The following is a 21896-nucleotide window of genomic DNA, read 5'->3' as shown; positions in this document are numbered from 1 at the left end:
GAAGTCTGTATTTGCGTCATTGCAACAACGCACCGATAGCGGTGTGTTGAACACTTCACAAGGAGCGTCAACGTGTCTGAAATGCTCATCACGTTCGGTATGCAACTCGATGGTCAACGGGCAACCCGGGCGAGTAATCAGCTGGGCGCTTTGACGGTCGGGCCACAGGGGTTTCTGGATATTCTGGAAACCCAACTGGGCCTGACAGCCCACCAGCCTTGCGCGGCGCAGCGTACAGCGGCGTATCGGGATTGCCTGGCACACTGCAACAACGCACAGCGTTTCTACAACGCCAGTTTTTCCGCTGATGAGCTGGGTGTGGCCGCTGCGTTGCTGGCCTGGCGGGATGACTTGTATCTGTACGGTTGGGATGGGCGCGTGGAGGCAGATGCCGGCCAGCGCCTGAAGGACCTTACCGAGGTAGAGATGAAAGCCCGCGAGGTAGTCGCGCCTTCGATTGGGCAACGCCTGCACAATGTTGCCGCGGCTCTGGCTGTGCGGCGACCACCGATCAAGAATGTGCTGCTGGCTGACGATTGGGAGGTATACCCACTTGGTTGGCAAGCGGTGCTGCATCAACTCCCACACGAGCGCCTTGAGGTGCCCGTGGGCACGGCGCAAGGCTTCCTGGGCCAGTTGCAGACGCAACTGCGCAAGAGCATTGCCGGTGAGCGCGTGACACCGATGCCGTGGCAAGAGGACGGCACGGTAAAGGTCGTTCAGGCACAGACTCGAGTGTTGGCGGCGAGCTGGTTGAGCCGCTCGCTGGATGAAAGCGTGCAGACCTTGCTGGTGGCCGGTGTCGAAGGCGGCTGCCTTGATGGTCATTTGGTCGGTGCAAATCAGGCTCGCCATGGCCTGAATGGCAGCAGCGATTTGCGGCCGGCCCTGCAGGTATTGCCTTTGGCCATGGAGTTGCTTTGGGCGCCACTGAATTATCCGGCGCTATTGCAGTTTCTGACCCATCCGATATGCCCGATTCGGCTGTTTGCCCGTCGACAGTTGGCGACCAAGGTATCGAGCATGCCGGGCATTGTCGGAGTCGAATGGGAAGCAGTTTTGGAGCGCATCGCCGAACACTACGGCGCCGAAGCGCCTCGTGTACGGACATCCATTGGCGACTGGCTCGAAGCTCCCACGTTCAGTGTTGATGAAGGCGCGCCGCTGAGCGAAGTTTTAGTGCGTGTTCAGCGCTTGCTGGCGTTTTTTCAACCGCGGCTGGGCCACGAAGAACCCGCACACAGCCTGGCTGCTCGGACGGGTTATGCGCAGTGCGAGGCTGCTTTGGAAGCACTAGAGACACTTCAACTTCAAGGCGTCGAGCGGTTGCGTCCGCGACAATTGCAGCAGGTGATCGAACAGGCCACTGCGAGTGGCACGGATAATCCGTTACTGGCCGCCCAGGTCGGCGCTCATTTGACCGTTTCCCGCCCGGGTGCCGCCATTGAGAGCTCGGACACGGTGGTGTGGTGGAATCTGGCCATGCCGGCACTGCCTGCAATTTCGCCGTGGTCCAAGGCAGAACTGCTGCAACTCGCAAATGCAGGAGTGGCGCTGCCCGAAGGTGGGACGCTGCTGGCTCAAGCGGCCCAAGACTGGCTACGGCCTTTGCTGGTCGCGAACTACAATCTAACGCTAGTGCTGGCGCCGCCGCACGAGGAAAGTCACCCACTTTGGCAGATGATCGAAGCGGTTGCTCAGCACCCAAAAGTACATGCGCTGGAAGACCTTTTATTTGCGCCCGGCCTGTTATTTCAACCACAACCATCGACCCCCCTGCCAGTGCGCAAACGATGGTGGAAGCTACCGACAGACGTGCCGCTGGCTCTGCCAGAAAAAGCCTCTTTCTCGAGCCTTAACCTGCTGCTGTTCAACCCTTACCAATGGCTGCTGCAATACGGAGCCAAGATTCAGGCATCCAAAAGTCTTAGCCTGAGCGACAGTTTTCTTCTGAACGGTTCGCTTACCCACCGATTAGCTGAACACTTTTTCAGCAGATCCGACGCGTTGACCATGGACGCGGCAGACTTCGCCACATGGTTCTCGATTCATTTCCCGCGCCTGGTGCGTGAAGAAGGGGCAGTGCTGTTGATGGAGGGGCGCGGTGCCGATCTGTCGACCCTGCGCCACCGAATGTTGCGTGCAATGACCCAGCTGCGAGCGCACTTTGCCAATGCCAATGTCCGCGTCGTAACCGCAGAGCAGGCATTGGATGGGCAATTCGCTGGAGGCGCTCTGGCGGGTTCTGCCGACCTGGTGCTGACCACAGAAGACGGGCATCGAGCCATCGTCGACATGAAGTGGGCCGGCGGCAAAAAATATCCCGAACAACTCAAGGCGAACCGTCATTTGCAACTGGCGATTTATGCCGAATTGCTGCGTCAGGAGACCGGCTCATTGCCGTCTGTGGCGTATTTCATTCTGGAGTCCGCCCGCCTGCTGACACCGGATGACCGTGTATTTGCCGATTCCGAACGGGTGCCCGCCTCTCCACCAAGCACCACGCCCGAACTCTGGCTGAGCTTTACCGAGGCCTGGAAATGGCGTCAGGCGCAGATCACCGCAGGTCTCTTTGAAGTGGCACTGGAAAGCATTGAAGAGGACGAGGCTTCGGCACCCCCCGAGAAAGCGATGCCAATGGAATACCTCAAGGAAGCCTATAACGACTACCTGGCCCTGGCCGGATGGGAGCAATGACAATGCCTAAGAACGCGCACATCACTTTTATCAGCGCAGGCGCCGGCAGCGGAAAAACTCACCGGCTCACAGAGATTCTGCACCAGGAATTGCTCAGTCAGCAGGTCCAACCTGCGGGCGTTATTGCCACCACCTTTACACGAAAAGCGGCGGCCGAACTTCGTGAGCGAGTACGCAGCCATCTGCTCAAAAAAGGTGAGATTGGTTTGGCGACCTCTATGGGGCAAGCCCGGATAGGCACCGTCAACAGCGTATGCGGCCAATTGCTTGAGCGCTTCGCATTTGAAGCAGGCATGCCACCACAGCAGCGAGTCCTGGAGGAGAATCAGGCGAAAGTGCTGCTCAATCAGGCAGTAGACCGGATCCTGCATGGCGAAAGCATGAACACCTTCCTTGCCATCGCACGCCGCCTTGGCCTGGAAGTCACCCATCAACAGGGCGACTATGCGAGCAATAACTGGCTCGATGAACTGCGCCGACTGTTAGATCAGCTACGCACCAACGACATCGACCTCGACCTGGCTCGTGGCTTTGCGGCCCGCAATGCCGAGGACATGCTAGAACATTTCCCCTCAGCGACCAAAACCGACTTGAGTGGTGAGCTCCTACGCATCATTCCTGATGTACTTGCTCAACTGGTCGCTACCAACAGCGACAAGAGCAACACCAGGACGTATGTATCGTTGCTCACTGATTTTCAGCGCGAGCTGCACCAAGGCAACGCCCGCTGGAGTGACTGGGCAAAGCTGGCGAAAGCGGCTCCAGAGGCCAAGCTCAAACCGCTGACTGTGAGCCTGACCGAGACGGTCGAGCGCTACGCCGAACACCCTGATCTGCATCGCGATATCCGGACATATCTGAACCAGGTGTTCACCCTGGCCATCGGCGCATTACAGGTGTACAGCCAGAGCAAACTTGAGCTCGGCGTGCTGGACTTTGCCGATCAGGAACATGCATTGCTTAAGCTGCTAGACAACCCCGCCGTGATTCAGGTGCTGGAGCAAGAACTTGATCTGGTCATGGTTGACGAGTTTCAGGACACCAGCCCAATGCAGTTGGCGGTCTTCCTGAAGCTTTCGCGCTTTGCCAAACGGGTTTACTGGGTAGGCGATATCAAGCAGGCCATTTATGGCTTCCGTGGCAGCGACTGTGCATTGATGCAGGCCATCCTGAACGCCTTGCCCGAACTGGGTGGTGTGAAACAGGTGTTGCCCAACTCATGGCGCTCACGACCTGAGTTGGTCGAACTGGCCAACGAAGTATTCAGTCAGGCGTTCGCCAACAGCTTGCCGCCGGAGGAAGTCCGGCTGTTACCCACCCGCGAGGATCAATTGCCCGGGCTCGCCTTCGCCAATTGGTTACTCGATGGCAGCAATGCCGAGCAGCAGGTGAGTGCGTTGGTCGAAAGCATTGGCCAACTGGTGAAAAACCGGCATCAGGTATTCGATAAAACCACCAACGAAATCCGTGACGTCCGGCTAGGCGATATCACTGTACTTTGCTACTCCCACAGCAACGTCGCGAAAGTGGCTGCCGCCCTCGACGCGGCTGGCATGCCCTGCTCCACCGCACAGCCGGGATTGCTGGCTACCGCAGAAGCAACCCTGGCGCTGGCATGCTTGCGTCGCTTGAATGATCCCTCCGATACCCTGGCCACCGCGCAAATTGTCTCGCTGGCTGAAGCCGAAGAGCCAGAGATCTGGGTTGCAGAGCGCCTGCTTTATTTGCATGCGGGTCATCCAAAAGCGCTGTGGCGCGAGCAAGACGTCGACGATTATCGGGCACACCCCTTGGTTGCGGCAGTGGCGCGGCTGCGCGCTGACCTTCCATTGCTGACGCCTGTGGAAGCGTTGCAGCGCTTAATCGCTGAGTGTGACTTACCCTCGCGCGTCACGAGTTGGTCGACCTCGCCAGCACAGGCTCAAAAGCGCATGGCCAACCTCGACGCATTAATTGACTTGGCGCAGCAATATGAGGACCTCTGCCGAAATGGCCTGGGGGCTGCATCTCTCTCCGGGCTGGTGCTCTGGTTGGGCGAAACGGCCAGCGCCAACAACGATGCATTGGCCACACCGGCGTTGGACGCCATTCAGGTGATGACCCACCACGCCAGCAAAGGTCTGGAATGGCCAGTGGTCATCCTGATGGATTTGGCACGCGATATTGGCGACCGTCTATGGTCCGTTTCTTCGCGCTCCAATAGCGCGTTCGATCCGCACAAACCATTGCACGACCGCTTCATCCGCTACTGGCCTTGGCCGCTAGGCAAACAGAAAGCGGTACCGCTGAGCGAAACGTTCGAACAAACCGCCATGGGGCTAGCGTGCCGGGATGAAGCTGTTGAAGAGGCAAAACGCCTGCTCTATGTGAGCATGACCCGCGCCCGCGACCTACTGGTCATTGCCCGTTCGAATAGAAAGATCACAGGAGAGTGGCTCGACACTGTCCAGGCGCCCTGGTTGATGACGCCTCCCGGGCTGTCGACTTTGGAGTTGCCGAATGGAAAAGAACTGCGCGCCGATTGCCAAACGCTCACTGCCAGTGATTCACCTGAGCCCGTGGCGTTGATTGAACAGAATGTGCACTGGTTTGCCCCGATACAAGCGATCCAGCCTCGTTTGCCACTGGGCTTCCAACCGTCCAGCGGTGGCGCTCGCGCCAGCACCGCAGCCCGCAATACATGCCAGATAGGCACTCGCATCGCCTTCCACGGCAGCCCGGAAATGAGTGCATTAGGAACGGCCATTCATGCCAGTTTGTGCCTTTCATTCACTGACCCCAACTGCCCCCTGACCTTAGACGAAGTGCAGCATCTGTTGCAGAGCCACGCCGTGCACGAGCACGTGAATGCCAATCAGGTCATCGCACAGCAATTGGCCTTGCACGCATGGATCGAATCCCGCTGGCCCGAGGCCAAAGCCATGGCTGAGTACCCGGTGCAACAGTTGTTGGGCTCGGGCCAGGTGCTAAATGGACGGATCGATCTTCTGCTCGACACAAGCGATGGCTGGGTGCTGATTGACCATAAATGCAACCCGGCACCCCACACGCAGTGGGAACGATTGGCCGAGGAACATGCAGGTCAGCTTGATGCTTATGCCCAAGCGATTGAAGAAGCTTCGGGTCGGCCTGTATTAGCGGCATGGCTCTTCCTGCCGGTGGCGGCCGGAGCGATTCAGGTTTTTTAGCCGACGGTGTAACTCCACATTTGCGAAAACGCCCCATTACGGTGGTCGGGTTGATCCTGGTCGCTGACATCACAAGGAAAAAAGCATGACGTTATATGAATCAATCCTGCTCGAAGTGCGCAACGGTGCGCTGAGCGAACCCTTTGAAGTACAGGAACTGACCAGCGAGCGTCGTCGGGTCATGTGCTCTGTTGAGCAGAAGCTGGTTGAAAAATACCGGATTGGATTCGAATTTTTTATGGCAACAACGATCAGAACGGCCATCGCCAACTATGCCCAAGACAAGCAGACGGGAGCCGGTGGCTTCAATGTCGAGCAGGGAGCCGAGGCAAAGTACCTGCGAGTCAAGCCTGGCGTGTACAAAGTCAAAGTACTGGAGCGTACGGAGTAGCCGCCAGGCTGAACCTCAAGTTCAGAACGAGCCGAGCAATCGTTTCACTTTAGCCACGGCTACTTCCAAGGCCGTGGCTTGCTCCATCTGTACAGTCTGACCTTTGCAACGCGGGCAAACCTCAGGACAGTCTTCGTATCGCAACACGTCACTGAGCGGGATAACCGTTTGGCTCCAGCCACAATCTTTGCATCGCATGGTGAAAGGACACATAGGCCTGACCATAGAAACTCCTCAATCTGCGGGCACTTCCTGCAGCGTACGGCATGGTGCGACAAGATGAGTCGTTCGCTCGAATCACATCCAACGCCAAGCAATGTCATGCACCCGCCTTTGCATAACCAGCGTCGCAGGATGACCTAGAAACCTCGCGCTATATGGCTTCGCGTCCACAGATATCGACAGTCCTTGCACTCAAAGTCCTGGGTCACTTCATGATCCGTCACGGTCACTTGCCGCGACTTGCGCTGCCCGGTCAGCCTGTCGTTGACAATGCGTTCTACAGATCGGACCTGATAGACCGCTTCATGGTAGCGGATCAGCTTTATCGCTCTGTGGTGACAGTTGGGGCATTCTTTGTTTTTCTGGTGTTCGATCCATCGGATCTGCAGATGGGGAATGAGCCAGCTCGCGGCACTGAGCATTCCAGCGATGATTAATTGGTCCGTCAACTTCACCGAGAACGTCACCACCTCGAACGCGCCAAGCACGCACAGCCCACCAAAAAAGCTGCCCCAGAGGACAGCACAGAGCAGTCGAAAATTGCACAACTGCTGGTAACGCGACTCGCGGCGGGCAATCTGCTCAGCGAACGTTGTATCTACAGTCCGCACGGCTACACCCATGACGGCAGACAAATATTCGCAGTCATCGAATGTATTGTTATAGAACTGCTGAGCCTGCAACTGCAGCTGCGCGCAAAACTCGTCTGAAAGAACCGTGTACTCATTATTCTCGGCGTATCGAAGCTTCAGTTTCAGTGCTTTGGCATCACACAGGCGGCGAAAAGTCTCTTGAGAGGGCTCGATGAAGAACATACCGATTTCGTAAAAACTGCTTCCACGATAATCGCTGCTTTTGCTTGCCTGGTACTTCAATTCCAGCCGTTGACCGTCGATCAATAGGGTCAATTGAGAGGGCACCCAACAGCCTGAGCGAGAGGTCTTGATCTCGACATCAAGAATCATGCGGTCTGAAGCAGGACGGATATTGCGGCGCCACGAGAAGGTGATTTCATTCTTGCCAGCACGATGCCGGCAGTGGCGCAGATGCTGAATCGTGGTGAGGCCATCGAACTCATCCTGTTCGACGGATACAAAATCAGACTTGATATCCATCAGATTCCCTTACAGGCTGCTACACATGGGTGATATTCGCTACAAATCGAATTCGTAATGAGCACTTGGCTGCCGGGCGTCTTACGATCCTGCATTCGGGTTCTTGGCGCGTATCTTCGCCAGCATGTCGTCCAGCTGAGCAATCAAATCATCTGCGCTGATCTCTACAAACTCCCCGCATGATGCGGCGATGATCTTCTCGGCAAATTCAGCGCTGTACTCTGGGTGAGGGTAGTCCGGGTCATTCTTATCGATTGCTGTGTAGCACCACTTGCCGCCTACTTCCTGGCCCATAAGACTATCGACCTCCTGCAGGCCTAAGAGCGTGGACTGATACTGGGCGTTACAAAGGTCCGGGAACGCCTGCATCACAGCGCTGCTCAAATCACCGGCGCAGATGCCGTCCACGGCTAGTTGGGTAATGCAAGCCTGTAACGGATTCATCTTGTCCATCGTGCACCTCAAACATTCAGAGATACCTCCCCGCCGGGCGGGGGGGAGGGAATTACCGCTCAGGGTTCAGGCTGCCAAGACTAAGCGCTGCTCGCCCAGGTCATAGCCGATCATGAAAAGTGCAGCTTCCAGTGCGCGCAATGGGTCGTTTGGAGTGGCCACGTTTTGGAACCGGCTGCCAGCCGCACCTGGATGAGCCAGAACGGAACTCAACACCCAGCTGGCGCGCATATTCCAGATTGCGTGTTGTTGTCCTGAGCGCAGGCCCTTGAATTTCAGGCCGCCAATACCAGGGTCGCGACGTTTGGGAGCGAGGGCATTTTTCCCTTCCTTGGCGGCCGCCCAAGGAAAGCGCAGCGCTTCAGGTACCTTGCAAAGCCCGTGCGCCTGACAGTACTTCACGACCATCCAGCCCAGACCTGCAGCAACGCGGCTGTCGTAGATGATGAAGTCCTTGCACAGCAGCGAATACACCTTGGTCATCCCGGAGTTGAAACGAAGCTTTTTTGCACGCAAGACAGGTGCTTGATCGTCGCCGGCGTCTATCGCCGCTTGTACGCCTTGCAACATGCGGCCAAGACCTGCCTCGTTCGCCTTCAGCCAGTCCGCGTTGCGGGCCGTTACGCCACCCCAACGCATCACGTCGATGGTTGCATCAAGAGTGCGCGAATCGCTCCCTGCGGCGCTAATCAGGTCCTGACACAGGGTGGATAAAGCGATCCCGTTACTGCTGGAACACTTACCTGGATTAAAACCCAAGCGGGCACTACCCGGGTGATTCCAACAGTACTGTTCGAAAGCGTCATACAGGCTGCTGCATGACCATTTCTGATTGGTTTTGCGATTGACGTATTGATGCTTAAAGCGCGACTCTGTATCAAGTTCGGTCGCCAGCCAGTGGATGAATTCAGGAACGTGAGAGAGGGTCAGATAGGTTTGACGGCACATGAAATACTCCTCTGGGCTGGCGCTTTTGATCGCAGAATTGCTTGCCAGCCAAGAGATCTTCTCAGAAGATAAACCCACTTTTTGTCCATGAGTTTCAACGATGATAAATTATCAGCGGCGCCGAACTGCCTTGCGCAAAATCCTCCAGCGAAACGGACAGTCCATGTCGACGGCGCAGCTGCACAAAGAGCTGTGCCAGTGGTTCGACGATCAAAGTCTCACTGTAAAAACCACCCTGCGCGATCTCGAGGCGCTGACCGTTTCCGAGTTGGTAGCCAAAGGCGAGGATGGCCCGGACAAGAAATCAAACTACTGGAAATCAGGTCGAGGCAGCTTCGACCTTACGCTTTCCCCTACCGAAGCCATGACATTGGCGGCTATTTTCGATCATGCAGAGCGCTTCGGCTTCAAACCCCATACTGAACAACTTGTCGAGCTACGCGAGCACGCAACCACGGAAATGACCAAGCGCTCCGCGCGTACCCTGGCGTGGACGAAGCGGATCACTACCGGGACCCGGTTTACGCTGCTTGGGCCGGGTAAATATGACCCTGCACACCTCACCAGCATCCAAGAGGCAATTCTGGCTGATGCCTCACTTGAAGTGACCTATTTGCCAAGAGACGCCGACGGCGTCGAGTGTATTTACTTACTCAAACCCTTGGCACTTTCATATCAGGATTCAAACGTCTACCTGTCGGCATACGTACTCGAGGAGCGTTGGCCGCAAGGGCATTTACCTGCACCAGGCACCCACCGCGGCAAGTACAGCAGCAATGGTCCCAACACGCTGTGCGCACTCATGCTCCATCGAATGGAGGAGGTCAAAGCGAGTTGGCTAGAAATACCTGACCCGGATAACTACGACGTGAATTCGCTTGAGGCTCAAAAGCATCTCATGACGATACACGGCGATGGTCCCATCCAACTCAAACTACGTCTTGGCCCCAACCTGCAAAATCGGCTTACCGAGAACCCACTGACTGAAGACCAAGTCGTCGTGCGATATGGCGACGACAAATGGGACTTGAGTTGCAACCTCTACGACACTCAAGGCCTGCGCCTGTTCCTGCTCAGCAATGCGGGAGATATTGAAGTCCTTGAACCCCCGTTAATCCGGGCGCACGTGCGCGATACTCTTCGTCGCGCAGTGAGTGTGTACGCTGGCGATTAATTGCCACGCCGCAGACCTGATGCAATGTTGGCAGCGGCTGCAACCCCATCACTAACGAGGATGGATTGCTGAACCGGCCAGGGAACTGAAATGAAGGTTCCGTCATTTCAGCGCTCGTTATTGGCCAGATCGCGGACTCGTTCAGAATTTATGATAAGCCCGCATCCCTAGACGCGCGCGCCTTCAAGTTCAGTCACTCACACATGGCAATAGGCTTGCAATCAATCGCGGCAATCGACTTAGAAACGAACAGCCAAATAGCCATCCGTCTGGCAGGCCCCACTACACAAGGCAATCTCAATTCACTACCAATTCACTACCAGAGCAGTCAAATCGCAACCATGAAAAAGCCCAACCTTTTCAGATTGGGCTAAGTCATTGAAAAATATGGTCGGGACGGAGTGATTCGAACACTCGACCCCTAGCACCCCATGCGTGCTAAGACTGTCGAAACCCTTACAGATCAAGCATTTACTGGGGCACCCACTGCAATCGATGCCCTACAGTGTTTAGTCAGGTTTCACGATTCCCCGCAAAAGTCCCTGAGGCGTTTCAGTGCCTTCTCCGGCGTCCTGCCGAACGAACACAAAACCAATCCCTCAGCATCACCTGGAATATTCCGCGCCGTTTTTGTAGTGAGCAAGTCACCCCGCAAGTTTGTGCTGGTTGACAGATCATTCAAATCGCCATGAAGTTAGGTTGACAGAAACCAGAATGCGCCATAAGGGGATTTTCCGCTACGAATTCCAGATAGCAGGATTCGTTCCAAAGCGTGCTTCTGGATGCATCAGGAGGGCATGCTATTTTTTCCGACCGACAATGTAGGCGGTGGAAATTAGCACACCGACTCAGCGACACGTCCCAACTGCAGCAACCAACTCCCGACGTACCCCAGCCCCTTTTCCAGCCTTCACCCCACCCGATAACGGAGGCACTGCATTGCCCTGTATTAAGAGAAGGAAGAAGCAAAGTCCCAACATGGACACTGTCTAACGCTCCAGGGCAGCGTACAATTACCGATTTTCTGACGATTAAGCCAGATAATCATAGACACATACGCAGCATACCTATTGTTCACAATGACTGAACAGTATGCCTTTCATCCAATGTTGACCTAGAGCTAACCCCTGGCCGATCTCGATTCAAAAAGAGCAAAAATATCGCAGTAAAAAAAAGAAACATCGTGGGAGAGAAATACCCTACACCCCGAACATACAGCTCCAGAAAACTACAAATTATTATGCAGTGAGCAAAAACTTTGCAGGGCCTCATAACCATACCCAGAGAATACCTTCTTATTCTAATGAAAGAATAAAGCATTAAATACGCCTGGATGAACAACAAGAGAACGCCCGCATATCCAAGTTCAGCAACCAATTTAGATGCCGTCGTCCCTCCATCAAATTTGTTAGGGTCGGAGCCCACGATATCAATTACTCGCTGAGTATAATCCCCTACTTCAGTAGAAACCCCAAGCTGCTGGAATCCAGCACCAAACCCAGATGTAGATTGCAAGGTCATAACTGCATTTTCCCAGCCCTGCATAAGCACCAATACTGACAAATTTTCAGAGCCCGACGCGAAATTTAATCTCTCTGAAAAATATTTAAAATCATCAGCATCTAGATACTGAGAACATAAAGCTATAGCAATACAGATTACAACAGAAAAATATATCAACCTTATTCTTGCTCTGACGACCAACGACATCAGACCAACTATCATAGTTGTTAAATTTTCAACATATAGCCCCCAAGCCATAACCAAAGAAATTATCACCAGAGAAACCAAGGATTTTTTTGTAACTGCTGCAAACATAATCAACGAGGATGCTGCAAGGGCAATATGCGAAGGCTCCATAAACAAAAAAGAAGGCTTAATATTTCCAACACCAAAGAAATCAACCCGAAAAGATGACATTAAGACATTAAGGAGCATGAAAAAAAGCGCGAAATTTACAATTGACACCATACTTTTATCAGGTATGCAATAAGACATTTTAGATGCGCAATAAGCCGCAATCAAAACAATAACAATACTTATGAGGCCATAAAAAAATCTGACATCATCGGCGTTATTCCGCACAAGAAGCAACTGATTTACAAAAACATAATGAACTACAACAAGGCAAAAACAAAAAAATAATAAAACAAAAACCACAAGATCAGGCAATTTAAAAGTAAGTTTTTTATTGCTAAAAAAGATGAAAAACAAGGCAATGATTAAGCCAGAAAATGACAAGACCCCCAACCCAAATGAGCTGGCCCCAAGGAAGATCATTAACGCAGATGGAACAAAAACCAGAAAGGAGAATGTCCCACCCATGAACAAGTTTTTTATTAAGGTGCGGGGGGTAACCAAAACAGACATGAAATTATTCTTCCTGAATTTTCGGCGATTATGCAGTACGCCTCTCCACGCCGCAAGTTCTGCTTGACTAGACCCACGCACCTCCTGACCAGAATTGCAATGTGTTAGATGACGTATTTTTGTAAATATACCCTAAATCGTTGCCGGTCAGGATGGGCCGCTGAGCATCAGTACCGAATCCAGCACCAACGGCAGACCACTGCGCGCTAGAACCACCAGCGCGGCATATCCAGTGAGAAATGTTCTTTGCGGCAGTAGGCGCCCGGTTGTGAACTACATCTCCTTCCGACCATATTCCGTAAGCAGGCGCGCTATCCCCCCAGCGTACGTTGCCCCCAATAGAGCCTGGGCGCCCTTCCCGCAAAATAATGTCGGCCGGCTCAACAGTGCTAAATAGTGCAGGACCTGCACTTGTGTCGTACTTGCTCAAATTGTAAGGCATGTTGAATTCATCATTAGTGCTGACTACGTGGGAGCCAGCACTCAAATACATCCCTGCCTTGCCCGCGCCGCCCCCTGCAATCGAGCTGAAGTTGTTTCGCTCGGTTTGGATAGCTAACGCTCCATTACCGATATTCAACAAAACAACGTCCGAACCTTGAGTAGTGTCAGAGAAGTCGTTGTCACGCAGCTTAATTGCAGAGGTTGGACTTGTGTTTGCAACTTCTAATCCGATGTTATTTTTCGGGAAGTTCACCAGGTCGTTGTCGTAAATTTTGCCGTTCTTATAACCCTCGGTGAAGCCAAACCCTCCGCGCAATTGAGTAAGCGTGGCCACCTTCGGGGATTTAACTGCGCGGTTATTGACAACTTTGAAACCGTCGCAACCGGACAAGTCGAAGGCGAACCCGAAAGCGGCTCCAGCGGTTACAAGATCTGTGCTGTAGCCAAACCCGTCAGCTCCGGTGCCGAATCCGCCGAAAACCTCAGAGCCGCGCACGTTATCAATCAGGACGTTACTGCTAGCGCGAATGCCTTGACTCTGCTCGGAACCTACGTGGACAAGCGCAGCGCGGCTAGAACCGGCAAGGCAATCGCGGATCACCACAGTATCGTAGCCAGAAGCCGAGTAAACCTTGGCGCCAATTTTGTCAGCAGTCAGACCGGACATACGGATGTTTCGCATGTCGGACTGCTTAATAGGCGTCCATACGCCGCCGAGGTGCCCATCAGATCCGCCGATATAGATGGCATCGTCGCAGGTCGACGTAATGTTCCCGCCTTCGACAGTCGTATTTGGTGCAATGAATCCGTAAACTGTCGTGCCTTTAACTTGGGTCGACTTCAAGTTACGAACGGTTGCGCCTACTGAGTTTTGCAAGTTGATGCCGTGAACGGCGGCGCCAAGAATGTCAATGTCGTCGAAAGTTGAGCCGTACACTACGCCCAGTGTCTGCCCGAAAAGCTGGTTAGGCACTCCGGTATTCCGCGCCGTATAAATCTCAGAATAGCCAACCGCAATATGGCAGCTATTCAAGGAGAAGCCACCACCTGGTCGGGATGAGCGTAACGACGCCATGTTTGTTTCGTCCCAAACTGCGTATCTGAATTTAACGCCTTGAAGCTCGCAGCCAGATCGCGGTAGCCAAATAGTGGGGCTGTGCGCAGTGTTATGCGATTCAAGCTGCCGGAATCCAGCGTTATTGTTGCCCGCGACTAGCTGAACGCCCTCTGTTTTGAGCATCAGCATCTTGACGTTGTACATCCGTTCCAGCCAGATGTATTTAACACCCCGAGCTACGTGGGCATCGATATTCTGTTGCAATCCCGCAGTTTCGTCACGCCCATCATCAAAAATTGAATAGGGGCCTTCTTCAATACTGGCCCTCCTTCCCAATGCACTGCCAATACTGCCGTTAAGATAGCCGAGCATATTCGCGCCGACACTCGAGGATAGATCTTGAACCGTGCCCGGAATCCCATCTGCGCCTACAAATACAATATTTGCAGCATTGTTTATGGGGCCTTGTCCGCTTGCTATAACCTTGCCCACATATCGCTCAACAGATATTTTCGTTGCTGCATCCTGAAGGTCCACAGGATCAGCCACACTTGCAATCCGGCGACTCTCAGCAAAGAAGAATTCACGGCCAAATGGCCTTGTAAGTGCCCGCCTGAATATCGAAAACCCTTGCTGAATCAACATTGTCAGCCGGTCAAATACGTCCTCATGCGTCTCGGCCAAGAACTTGCCTTGGTTGCGCAATGATGTCTGCTGATAGGCTTCCATGTCTCGCGAGACGATCAATTGCCCTGGGCCTGCCAAGGCAGATACGGTGAGCACACTCCCCCCATTTTCATTGCCAGCGCCCGCGACCGTGTAATGGGTCCCCATGACCAAATCCGAACTGGTGCCTTCTGGACTGATGTACGTAACCACCAAATCCTTGCTTTCCAAAAACTTGAAATAAAACGGGAAGCTCTTTGTCACCCCGTTGGTTACGAACTCGGCAACGCTGTTAATCGTGCTGACAGTCACGGTGGATATTCCTTTTCTGTGGACGAAAAAAAACCCGCACATGGCGGGCTCCGGTCATTGGGGGGCTATTCAGTTATCGAGGGCGGCGCCAAGGTCTGGCGCGCGGTCTGGTGTGAACTCTCCAGGCTCCCACCAGTAGCTTTGTCCGAACTCGTGTTGGGCGCGGCGCTGCATCCGACTGAGATAGCCGGGCGAGAAGTACTCCTGCATCTGGTGAAAGATTAGGTGGTCAGTGGCTGCTTTGGTGTACCAAAGGTTGGCGCCCGGGATGTGGCCTTTGGTCAGACGAATCAGGCTTGCCCCTACCGTCGAAGCGTCTTCCTTCTCAACTGCGTTCGCTGTCTGCCCCCGCAGGTTGAACAGCGCCTCTACATCACCCGCCAGCGGCCCGCCGAATGCAGCCAAGGCAGACGTGCCGCCTTGGGTGGTATTGGAGAACAGGAAGTCGCCGTACAGTGATAGCGCGCCGCCTTTGAGCATTGCAGCCACGCCGAAGCGCAAACCGGGCACGCCGCCCAGCCCGTCGTCCAGCATGTTTTTAGGGTCTCGACCTCTGGCTATCTCGTTGAGCTGGAGTGCAACGGCACCCAACACCGTAGTGCTGGCGAATAACGAGGCCATGTATCCGGCTTTGCCCCACCCTGTTTGCTGTGCCAGGGCGCGCCGAAAGTGCTTGGAGATCATGGAAACCGAGAAGGATTTGAACTGCCAGAAACTGCGCATGATCTCGCCGCCCCACTCCCCCCGCTTGTTGTTGCCATGCATGAAGGCGCGTTCCCGCGCACCTGGTGCAGGAATGGCCATGGCCGTTTCGTCCAGCACGGTGCCAAGCAAACGGGTGGCCGCCTGATCGCGCAGACGATCACCGGAAACACCGAACTTGGCCGACACCGCCGCAAGGTCTGCATCTGTCAGGCGGTAAACACTGCCTGCCGTCAGCACCGTATCCCCGGCGCCGCGCCAATCTTCCGGCTGAGCAGCACGCCAAACCACCCAATCCTGTTCGCTGATCCCGGCCCGCTCCATGCGGCTACGGTCACCCGCTTCAAGCTTGGCCAGAGAGTCAGCATTGCGGGTCAGGTGGCCGAGGGTGTCCATCATCACCGCACCGAAGGCGCGCCGGTTGCCGCCGTCTAAAGCGTTCATCCCCGACGCCTGTAACACTTTGGTGGCTGCGGTCTGCGACCATTTAGACGCGCGCCCCGCCACCTCTGCATCGACCCCAAGCCCATCTGTTCCCCAGCGACCCAGGCTCCCAATCAACTGATCGATACCAAGCCCGGCCCGCATGGCAATGCGCCGATGAGTTGGGTCGGCCGGATTGAGCATGCGCGCCTCGTTGGCGAACATTTGCATCACAGGCATGCCATTTATCTTGGCAGTCAAAGCCATGGTGCCCTGATCGCTAAGGCCTGTGATAACAGCCGAGCCCAGCTTGCCCGCCACGTTGGTGGCCCTGTAGGTGTCAAATGCGTTTGCAATCGCTGCCGAGGCGGGAGGTTCGCGCGTGCCGGCCACTTCGGTGTAGAGGTTTTGCAGTCGCCTTGCTTGCCGATCCAACTTGCTTTTACGCCCCGGGTTCGCGGTCAGTGCGTCCTTAAGTCCGGTTTCAGCGAAATACTTCATGGCGTTGTTCGGATTAGGACCCAGGGTCTCGACCAGCGCAATGTCCCGCGCAGCACGGTCAATGTGGCCAAACATCAGATCCATTAGGTTGCGATCACCGTACTTGTCCTGAGCCGCCAGATAAGCATCTGCATCCTTATAGTGGATCTGGCGGGACTCACTGCCACGGTTTGCACGCATCCCCCCGCCTGTCACCCGGCCCGGTTCGATCTTGTTTACGCCGCCCGTCGCCACGGTCTGCCATGCATGCTCAAAGAAGTCATGAAGCTCGGCATCGGACATGCGCGAACCGTCTTCTTTGAAATACTTTGACCGGTTGGCCCACTGCACATGGTCCGCAACCCAACCGTCCTTGTTTCTGGCCACCTTCACCTGTGAATGGCTACGCGGTATCGACCAGTCGTCAAGGCGCCCAACATCCCCACCGGCACGGTTGAAGCGATCACGCAGGCGTTCGGACACATCATGGAATTGTTTGGCTGCAACCTTTGCTTCTGGCACGCCACTGTCTTGCCCGTGCAGTTCGCGCACCATTGCGGTGGTGCCCTCACGATTGGCAAACAGACCCAGCATTCGGCCGCGTGTCAGGTCGATGGCGTCCAGCATGCTGGACATAGCCTCAGAGCGGATACCGTTGGCGGCGGACTCAATTGAGAAAACTCCCGAACCGTCAGACGCAAACGCCAGCATGCGATCCAAGGCCTTCAACGGATCGTCCGGAAACTGCTTCATCAGATTGGACACGCGGTCATGGGCCAGAATGGTCAGAGCCGTGCGTTGCTTGTTCTTTGCTGCCTCGGCTTGCAACTCGCGCGCTGCGTTTTGCGCGGCTTGCGTCAACCGATCCGCTGCTGTGAGCGATTGCCATGCAGCAGGATTAGCCTGAGCGCTTTGACGCATATTGCGAGCGATGCGCGCCTCAATATCTTTTATTTCGGGCTGCGTCAGGCTGCGGCCAATGGCTGCCTGGACGGCCTTTATGCATTCCTTTTTCATCAGTTCCCGAACCTCAGCGCGCACACGGCGGCAGCAAGAAAGCCTTTGGAGTCATTTTTGGCCCGCGCGATATCAGCATCTGCCTGATTCAACAGGTCGCGCGCAGATGCGGTCGCAACGGAACCGTCTTCATTCATCAGGCCTGTGGGGATTTGCACGTCGCGTTCACCTGACAATATTGAATTCATCAGGTCGGGTAACGCCTGATCTATGTTTGCCAACGGGTCGGCGATGGATTCCGGTACCGGCGCATGCTCACCTGGCGCGGCTGGGACCTGCTCAAGTTGAGGTGAAGCATCAGGTCGCGCCAATGCGGCACCATCGACAAGTGGCTCCGAGCTTGTACTTCGGGCTGGAGCAGGAGCGGTCACCTCTTCATCGCTAACCCGTACCGTTGGTTCTTCGACCGTATGCCCGGCCTGACGAAGAAGGGTTTCAAGTTCTTTGCCCGCCAGCCTCATCAGCGCCGCGCCGTGATCGGGTGAGACACCACGGGCAAGCGCACTTTGCTGGAAACCACTTTCCATTTCTTTGGCGCGCTGCTGCACGTGCGGTTCAAGGCGAGCTGGGATTTCGCCGCGGCTGATCTGGGCAAGTTCAGCACCAGCACGTTCAGCGGCACGGTTGCCAGCCAGAGACAGCTCAATTTCATCCGATCGGGATTGGGCCGCTTGGCGCTGTTCGGCGACGCTGTCGCGTGTCGCCCGTTCCGCTTGCTTTCGTGTCATGCCTTGGCGTTGAAAGCTCTTTGCAGTATCCCGATACGTCGCGTCGAGCCCGTCAAGACTGCGCTTCAAGCTATCCAGCTCAGTGCGCAGATCTTTGACGTTGGGGAGACCCGCTGCCGCAATAGGCTCAAGCTCAGCCCGTGCAGTGGAGAACACTTCTTGTTCGGCCTGCTTTCGCAAGAACTGCTTTTCAGGCCCTATCCGGTCACTGCGTATAAAAGTGGCGCCATCCATCAGCGCTCCGACATTAACCGGTTCGCCACGCCCGAGCTGGGCAATGGCCTGATCCAGGGCGTTCTGGTGTGCAACGCTCGAACGGGGATCGGTGGGAGTTCCAGGTGCAGTACCGTTTTGATGGTGTAGACCATTGTTCGCAGCCAGACCGGCGTCAACATCCGCAGCCGCTGGCCGAAACCCACGACCGACTCCCCAGAACGCCGCACCCAATACCGCATCAACCATAAGGCCCGTGCCGTCCAATGCCTTGTACTGTTGGGCCTGTTGGGTATAGCCATTCGCCTCAAGCAATGCAGCCGTTCCGCCGCGAGAGGCAATCCCCAGCCCAACGTTGGCGGCCGTGGTCGCGGCAAGGTCAGGCAGCACTGACTTCATGATGCGGGCGGCAGGCAGCACTGCACCAATGCTGTAGGTTGCAGCGTCAATCAAGCCTTTTACTCTTGCGGTGCCCGGGTCGATGCCCTCTGATTCTGCGACAATCTCACCGCTGTATCCGGCTGGGCCACCGGCCGCTATGGCTCCACCTACGGGACCAGCCGCTACGAATCCGCCCACCGTACGGGGAATAACAGCCGAGACCTCGCTAATGATCTGCGCTGCCAAACCGGACGTTTCAGCCGATGGGCGCAAGCTGGTGATGAGCGCGGCGTTTGCGGCGGACTGATCTTCTCGAAACGTTCGCTCCGACTCAGTCACATTTGCTTCGCCGCCGTTACGCGGTTCCGGCAAAAGAATGCTTGCTGCCGTGTCGAGGCCAGCTATCCACAGATTGTTAAATCCAGCCTGGATCGAACCAGCCGCCTCAAAGGAACCGCGAGCAAGCCCGCTGCCCACCGCATCAAGCCCGCCATCCCAGAAGCCGGGTTCCGGGGATGTAGTCGCGGGATTCTGTGCTGCCTCCTGCTCCAATGCCCGCTGATCACTGAACGCCAAATCACCGACAAAGCTCATTGGTTCGCCTCATTCACATTGATCATCAGGGGTTTGCCATCGGCGCCATATTTGAACTGTTGGCCCTGCATGACGTAGTACACGCCATCCTTGTACTGACGAAGGCTGAAGGCACTGGCCAAGGCCTGATCTTGGTCAGACATGCCTTGCGCTTTCATGGTGTTGACCAACTGATCGCGGGCGACCTGCTCAAACTTGTCGCCTGCCATGCCCCACGGCGCCAGGGTGCTGGAGCCATTGAAGTCGACCACCTCGCCCACAGAGGCCTTGATAGCGTTCTTCATCTGACGGCTATTTACCTCGCCGGAAATATCACCGCGCTGCGCCGCTGCCCCGGTGTAGTAGGCCTTGGTGGCTTGCATGGCCAGCTCGTAGGATTGCGGCTGCCCGGCAAACACATCACCCATGGCTTTACTGAATGCCAGTTGAAAATCAGCTTGCTTGGGTAGAGGGAAGCTTCTCGGCGATCCGTCTTCAGTTTTCTGCGTTTTCGACCGGTTGAGGATGCTTTCGCCCACCATCATGGTCTTGGCCACGTCGCCAGAGGTCGCCTCAACATCCGCCGAAAACCTATTTTTTTCCAAGGTCATGCTGCGTTGCTTGCCCGCAATCAGCCCGGTCAGGGCGCGTATCGGCGAATCAGGGGCTATCTGCTGCATGGCGCCCGCGTAGGCCTTGTCGTCGCCCAGTCCTGCGTGCAACCGGGCAAACAGACTGCTCTGATCGTCCGGCGACATACCCTCAAGCTGGGCACTGATTTGCTTAACTTCCTGCGGCAGAAGCGGCTTCATGGCCACGGTTGGCCCGAATTTTTGCTGCATCCCCTGAATGGCAGCCAAACGGTCGCCGAGAATGGCGGGGGCATCATCCGAGCCTAAATCAAGCGGCTGCACATCACCGCCCAAGCGCTGCTGGAAATAATCGAGCGGTGCGTTGTTCATCATCTTGGCGGATGAGTCCACCGCTCGCGCCAGCCGGTTGAGGTTGGCAGCATCAGCGACCGTCCCGCCCTTCTGTTGCAACTCAGCCGTTTTTTCATTGATAAACGAAACCTGCTGATCAATGGGCAGGCGCAAGACCTTTTGCGTTTCCACCTCCTGACCGACCCGCTGATTGAACTCGGCCTGCGCCGGAGTACCTCGAACGCTGCTTGCCCAGGCGCTCCACATTTCAGGAGTGGCCGGAACACCACTGGATATCTGGGCATCGATCTTGCCCAGCGTGCGCTCAGCCTTGGCCTCGGCCCGCAGCTGCGCCATTTCAGCTTTCTGTTGCAGGCGATCAACCTTGTTTTCGATCATCCCGCCCACACGCACCAGGTCATCAGCACTCATTGAGCCCTGATATTCCTTGAGGCGCTTTTGAGCGACAAAGGGATCGTCCGTTGCCTGACGCTGGAGCACGTCGGCATAGATCGAGCTTTTGATCTTAAGCTTCTGCGCCTCCAGTAGCTCAGGCGCCACACCGTTGCGCTGGCCTGCTGAGTACGCGTCCCACTTAAGGCGCTGCTCGTCAGAACTCAAGCTGTTTCGGATATCAACAGCCTGCTTGTCGAACGCCTCAAGCCGAGTCTGGGCAATGCCAATGGCTGCGCCGCCCTTGGTGGCATACACCCCGGATTCAGGGTTAAACAGATCATTGTTCTGGTAATCGCCCAGCTTGGTCGCCGCCCCCTGAAGCACGGCGGCGTTGGTTTCAGCCCGCTGCTTATCCACCAGAATCTGAGTACCGCGCTCAAAGCTCTCAAGGCCGCGAGCAATCGAGGTGGTATCAGGTGCAACGCCCTGCAACTGAACCGGGCGGGTGACCTGTTGCTGCACCTGCGGGCTGTCGTACGTCGGGACGCGTGCCATTACTTGCCTCCTGCGTATGAGCCAAAGGCCTTGCCCAGACCGCCAAGTATGGAGCCCGTAGCCGCTGTCTTGCCGTTGCGGACAGTCTGGCCAGCGTTGCTAATGTCCTGCTGCGCCTGAACGCGGTAACCGTAGGCCTCACGCGCGGCGTTGTTCTGGATGGTCAGGGCGTCCAGCTCGCCGAGCATGGCGGTGTCGTCCTGGAGCTGTGCCGAACTGCCGCTGTTCACATCGATTCCATTGGCGGCCTGCACACTGCGCTGGGTGCCGATGGCTTGGCCCGCCTTCACACGCTGCCAGTCCGCAGCGGTATCCCCGGCATTGATGGTCTCGTCGGCGGTTCGGTTTTTGAAGTCGGCGTTTTGTTTCATAAGACCGGCCTGATACGAAGCATCCTCAGTCTGGCCCTTCGCTTGCAGCAGGCTGCCGCCAATGGCGATCGCAGCCGGAATTAATGCCATCCAGCAC

13 protein-coding genes are annotated in these 21896 nt (G+C 55.6%); 4 read left to right on the top strand and 9 right to left on the bottom strand.

The genetic code is table 11. From position 1 onward, the window contains the following. The first annotated feature begins 81 nt into the window (after positions 1-81). The 3 genes from V6F78_RS01575 to V6F78_RS01565 all read left to right on the top strand — a co-directional run bounded on the left by V6F78_RS01575 (position 82) and on the right by V6F78_RS01565 (position 6276). Positions 82-2697 carry a PD-(D/E)XK nuclease family protein gene (locus V6F78_RS01575; RefSeq protein ID WP_332726841.1) on the top strand — a complete coding sequence of 872 codons (2616 nt, stop codon included), beginning with the start codon at positions 82-84 and terminating at the stop codon, positions 2695-2697. Between the two features lie 2 nt (positions 2698-2699). Beyond that, positions 2700-5885 (top strand): UvrD-helicase domain-containing protein, encoded by a 3186-nt coding sequence (locus tag V6F78_RS01570; RefSeq protein WP_332726493.1) that lies wholly within the window; start codon positions 2700-2702, stop codon positions 5883-5885. Positions 5886-5970: 85 nt separating this feature from the next. Further along, on the top strand, positions 5971-6276 hold the full coding sequence (locus V6F78_RS01565; RefSeq protein ID WP_332726492.1) for a hypothetical protein: 306 nt from the start codon (positions 5971-5973) through the stop codon (positions 6274-6276). A 359-nt stretch (positions 6277-6635) separates the two neighbouring features. On the opposite strand, the gene V6F78_RS01560 is transcribed toward V6F78_RS01565, so the two are convergent. The 3 genes from V6F78_RS01560 to V6F78_RS01550 form a co-directional block, all read right to left on the bottom strand. Then, on the bottom strand, positions 6636-7613 hold the full coding sequence (locus V6F78_RS01560) for a hypothetical protein (protein WP_332726491.1): 978 nt from the start codon (positions 7611-7613) through the stop codon (positions 6636-6638). Positions 7614-7694: 81 nt separating this feature from the next. Further along, positions 7695-8066, bottom strand: a complete 372-nt coding sequence (locus V6F78_RS01555) for a hypothetical protein (protein ID WP_332726490.1) — start codon at positions 8064-8066, stop codon at positions 7695-7697. A gap of 66 nt (positions 8067-8132) precedes the next feature. Further along, positions 8133-9092: a hypothetical protein gene (locus V6F78_RS01550; protein WP_332726489.1), complete on the bottom strand. Its 960-nt coding sequence runs from the start codon at positions 9090-9092 to the stop codon at positions 8133-8135. Positions 9093-9177: 85 nt separating this feature from the next. Here V6F78_RS01550 and V6F78_RS01545 point away from each other — a divergent pair, with 85 nt between their 5' ends. Beyond that, the gene (locus tag V6F78_RS01545; protein ID WP_332726488.1) at positions 9178-10188 is read left to right on the top strand and encodes a helix-turn-helix transcriptional regulator; all 1011 of its coding nucleotides are present in this window, start codon (positions 9178-9180) and stop codon (positions 10186-10188) included. A gap of 1074 nt (positions 10189-11262) precedes the next feature. Here the strand turns inward: V6F78_RS01545 and V6F78_RS01540 are convergent. The 6 genes from V6F78_RS01540 to V6F78_RS01515 form a co-directional block, all read right to left on the bottom strand. Beyond that, the gene (locus V6F78_RS01540; RefSeq protein WP_095008876.1) at positions 11263-12558 is read right to left on the bottom strand and encodes a hypothetical protein; all 1296 of its coding nucleotides are present in this window, start codon (positions 12556-12558) and stop codon (positions 11263-11265) included. 67 nt (positions 12559-12625) lie between these two features. Further along, entirely contained in the window at positions 12626-15037 is a 2412-nt protein-coding gene (locus tag V6F78_RS01535; protein ID WP_332726486.1) for a hypothetical protein, read from the bottom strand. Positions 15038-15106: 69 nt separating this feature from the next. Beyond that, positions 15107-17659 carry a hypothetical protein gene (locus V6F78_RS01530; protein ID WP_332726485.1) on the bottom strand — a complete coding sequence of 851 codons (2553 nt, stop codon included), beginning with the start codon at positions 17657-17659 and terminating at the stop codon, positions 15107-15109. Beyond that, positions 17659-19575 (bottom strand): hypothetical protein, encoded by a 1917-nt coding sequence (locus V6F78_RS01525; protein ID WP_332726484.1) that lies wholly within the window; start codon positions 19573-19575, stop codon positions 17659-17661. The genes V6F78_RS01530 and V6F78_RS01525 overlap by 1 nt, the downstream gene beginning before the upstream one ends. Further along, entirely contained in the window at positions 19572-21428 is a 1857-nt protein-coding gene (locus V6F78_RS01520) for a hypothetical protein (RefSeq protein ID WP_332726483.1), read from the bottom strand. The genes V6F78_RS01525 and V6F78_RS01520 overlap by 4 nt, the downstream gene beginning before the upstream one ends. Then, positions 21428-21889, bottom strand: coding sequence for a hypothetical protein (locus tag V6F78_RS01515; RefSeq protein ID WP_139056684.1), 462 nt, complete (start codon positions 21887-21889; stop codon positions 21428-21430). Before V6F78_RS01515 ends, V6F78_RS01520 begins: the two co-directional genes overlap by 1 nt. Positions 21890-21896: the final 7 nt, after the last annotated feature.

This window comes from Pseudomonas sp. ESBL9 (assembly GCF_036668715.1).
In the GTDB taxonomy this organism is placed as follows: domain Bacteria; phylum Pseudomonadota; class Gammaproteobacteria; order Pseudomonadales; family Pseudomonadaceae; genus Aquipseudomonas; species Aquipseudomonas lundensis.
The sequence above is the reverse complement of the archived record's forward strand: the minus strand, read 5'-3'. Positions and strand labels throughout refer to the sequence as shown.

Excerpts from the sequence above, each read along its gene's own strand:
- V6F78_RS01575 (WP_332726841.1), top strand. The coding sequence starts at position 82 with ATGCTCATCACGTTCGGTATGCAACTCGATGGTCAACGGGCAACCCGG.
- V6F78_RS01570 (WP_332726493.1), top strand. The coding sequence starts at position 2,700 with ATGCCTAAGAACGCGCACATCACTTTTATCAGCGCAGGCGCCGGCAGC.
- V6F78_RS01565 (WP_332726492.1), top strand. The coding sequence starts at position 5,971 with ATGACGTTATATGAATCAATCCTGCTCGAAGTGCGCAACGGTGCGCTG.
- V6F78_RS01560 (WP_332726491.1), bottom strand. The coding sequence starts at position 7,613 with ATGGATATCAAGTCTGATTTTGTATCCGTCGAACAGGATGAGTTCGAT.
- V6F78_RS01555 (WP_332726490.1), bottom strand. The coding sequence starts at position 8,066 with ATGGACAAGATGAATCCGTTACAGGCTTGCATTACCCAACTAGCCGTG.
- V6F78_RS01545 (WP_332726488.1), top strand. The coding sequence starts at position 9,178 with ATGTCGACGGCGCAGCTGCACAAAGAGCTGTGCCAGTGGTTCGACGAT.
- V6F78_RS01540 (WP_095008876.1), bottom strand. The coding sequence starts at position 12,558 with ATGTCTGTTTTGGTTACCCCCCGCACCTTAATAAAAAACTTGTTCATG.
- V6F78_RS01530 (WP_332726485.1), bottom strand. The coding sequence starts at position 17,659 with ATGAAAAAGGAATGCATAAAGGCCGTCCAGGCAGCCATTGGCCGCAGC.
- V6F78_RS01525 (WP_332726484.1), bottom strand. The coding sequence starts at position 19,575 with ATGAGCTTTGTCGGTGATTTGGCGTTCAGTGATCAGCGGGCATTGGAG.
- V6F78_RS01520 (WP_332726483.1), bottom strand. The coding sequence starts at position 21,428 with ATGGCACGCGTCCCGACGTACGACAGCCCGCAGGTGCAGCAACAGGTC.
- V6F78_RS01515 (WP_139056684.1), bottom strand. The coding sequence starts at position 21,889 with ATGGCATTAATTCCGGCTGCGATCGCCATTGGCGGCAGCCTGCTGCAA.